The organism is Uliginosibacterium sp. sgz301328, assembly GCF_041807905.1.
GTDB lineage: Bacteria > Pseudomonadota > Gammaproteobacteria > Burkholderiales > Rhodocyclaceae > JBGVSA01.
The window spans coordinates 1-2,860 of the sequence record NZ_JBGVSA010000061.1 but is presented as its reverse complement, the minus strand read 5'-3'; the positions used below and the strand labels follow the sequence as shown (position 1 = coordinate 2,860).

The window sequence follows — 2,860 nt, the reverse complement described above, 5'->3', positions numbered from 1 at the left end:
CCGCCGATGGCCACCGACTCCTTGCCCGTGGCTTGCGAGTCCTCCAGCGTGGAGTTGGCGTGGAAGTACTTGGTGCCACCGTTGTAGACGTTGGTGATCTGCTGCTCCACACCCTTCAACTGGCTGACATTGACCGCATCGTTGTCGGCCACGCCTGCGGCCAACCCCGTGATGCTGCGATCGCCTGCCGTGCCCGACACGTTGATCACCTTGCCGTCGGTCGCCGCCCCCACCGTGAGGGTGCGCGTGTCCGCATCCTGCTTGACGAGCTGGTTGCCCAGTTCGTTGTAGATGTTGGCAATGTCACCGTTGATGCTGGTGACCGAGCCTTCGAGGTTGGTCACGCGGGCGTCGATGTTGCTCACGCGGTTGTCGATGCTGCTGACCGTGCCGCTCAAGGTTTCGATGGCCTGGTTGGTCGCGTACAACTGCGAGCCGTTGACCGCATCGGTGCTGTCTGCGCTGACACGCCCGGCCGCCACGTTGGTAATGGTGCGCTCAGTGCCCGCGTCGCCCACGCTCACCGTGCCTGCGGCCATGCCGCCGGCGTAGGTGTAGCTGGTGCCCCCCACCGTGCCGCCGGTGGTACTCACCGCATCGGCCGTCTTGCTGTTGGCCCCGAGTGCCACGGAGTTGGCGCTCGCCGCCTGCGCGTTGTTGCCGATCGCCACGGCGTTGTCAGCGCTCGCCACCGCCTGCGGGCCGACGGCCACGCTGTTGGTGCCCGACGCCACCGAGTCCGCCAAGGTGGAGTTGGCATGGAAGTACTTGATGCCGCCGCCGTTGTTGATGTTGGTGATGTCGCCTTCGAGGGTCGTCACGCGCCCGTCGATGTTGGTGATCGCATCGGCCACCGTGGTGTAGGTGTCGCCGTTGATGGTGATGAACGGCCCCTTCACTTCGCCCGTGCTGGCGTCGATGTAGGTGTCGCCACCGATGATGTTGGTCACACCCTTCAACTGGCTCACGTTCACCGCATCGGTGTCTTGCGTGCCGGCTGCCACATTGACGATCTGACGTTCGTGGCCTGCGCTGCCCACCGACACCGTGTTGGCGCGATCGGCCACCGAGTTCGCTCCGATCGCCGCCGAGTTGGTGCCGGCCACGACCTGCGCGTCATCCGTGCCGTCGTTCAGACCATCGGCCTTGAAGTAACGGACGGTGTCGCCGAACTTGTTCTCGACGTTGTTGTAGATGCTGGTCGAGATCGTGCTGTTCGGGTCGGTGAGCTGACCCACATTCACCGCATCATGCGCATCCACCCCGTCGGCCACGTTCTTGATCTGCGTGCCGTCCGTGCCATCGAGCGTGATCGTGCTGTGGCTCGGGTCGTCGTACTTGACCACGTCATCCAGCACACCGGTGATCGAGGTGATGCTGCCCTCGATGTTGGTCACGCGGCCGTCGATGTTGGTGATCGCGTCCGCCACCGTGGTGTAGGTGTCGCCACCGTTGATCACGAAGCTCGGGTTGGTGATCGAACCGTCGTTGTTGATCGTGGTGCCGCCGCCGATGGCGTCCGCAATGCCCTGCAACTGGCTCACGTTGACCGCGTCCGTGCTGGCCGTGCCGGCCGCCACGTTGACGATCTTCATGCTGGCCGCGTCGATCCCCGCCGTGGTCATGCTCGGCCCACCCGCGATGGTCACACCGTTGGTGTCCATCACCGTGTCGCCCGTGGTCACGCTGGTGAAGGTCGGGCTCTCGGCGATCTGGATCTGCAGCTTGCCGTCGGCATCCACGACCGTGCTGACGTTGGCACCGGAGTACGTCCCCGCCGTCGTCGCCGCGCCTTCGATGCTGAAGGTCTCGCCCAGCTTCTTGTCGACCGAACCGCTGTTGCCTGCGAAGGTGATCGGCGTATCGGTCAGCGTGGCGATGTTCTGTTCCACCGCCCACAGTTGGCTACCGTTGATGGCGTCCGTGCTGGTTTCCGTGACGGCCCCCTTGGCCACATTGGTCAGGACCTGTGCGGCGCCAGGCGCGGCGGCATCGCCACCTGCGGCGATCAGCGACAACTGATCCGTGCCCGTGCGTTGCACCGGGCCGATGGTGCCGTTTTCGATGTTGGTGGTCAGGTTGGTAACTGCCCCGCCAATACTGGTCACGTCACCGGCCAGATTGGTGACCGTAGTCCCCAGGCTGGTGACCGACTGATCCACGGCCCACAGTTGGCTACCGTTGATGGCGTCCGTGCTGGTTTCCGACACGTCGCCCGCTGCCACGTTGGTGATCTTGGTGCCGTCGGTGCCGCCGAGTGTGATCGTGCTGTGGCTTGGGTCGTCGTACTTGACCACGTCATCCAGCACACCGGTGATCGAGGTGATGCTGCCCTCGATGTTGGTCACACGGCCGTCGATGTTGGTGATCGCGTCCGCCACCGTGGTGTAGGTGTCGCCACCGTTGATCACGAAGCTCGGGTTGGTGATCGTGCCGTCGTTGTTGATCGTGGTGCCGCCACCGATGACGTCGACGATCTGCTGGTTGCTCGCCTTGAGCTGACGAACGTTCACCGCATCGGTGTCCTGCGTGCCGCCCGCCACGTTGGTGATCTGACGTTCATTACCGGCGGCACCCACCGAGACCGCTCCCTGAGTCGAGGCAACGGCCGCGTTGCTGAACAGTTCGGTCGCGCCATTCATGCCCGCACGGTCGGCGGTAGCGTTGTAGCCCAGCGCCACACCGCTCGCGACCGTCGTCGTGGCATTGGGACCCAATGCCGTTGCGTTGTCTCCGGTTGCGCTGGCCCCCATGCCAATGGCGGACGAGTTATTGCCGGCGGCCGAAGCCCCTACGCCAGCGGCCAGTGCGTTGGTGCCCGTGGCGCCGTCGTTGTTGTAGTTGCTGCCCGCCGCCGTGT

General features: G+C 64.7%; 1 pseudogene. It reads right to left on the bottom strand.

Annotation, left to right across the window (positions count from 1 at the left end):
* Positions 1-2,860, bottom strand: a pseudogene (locus ACDA63_RS20060) (hypothetical protein); the annotation flags it as partial.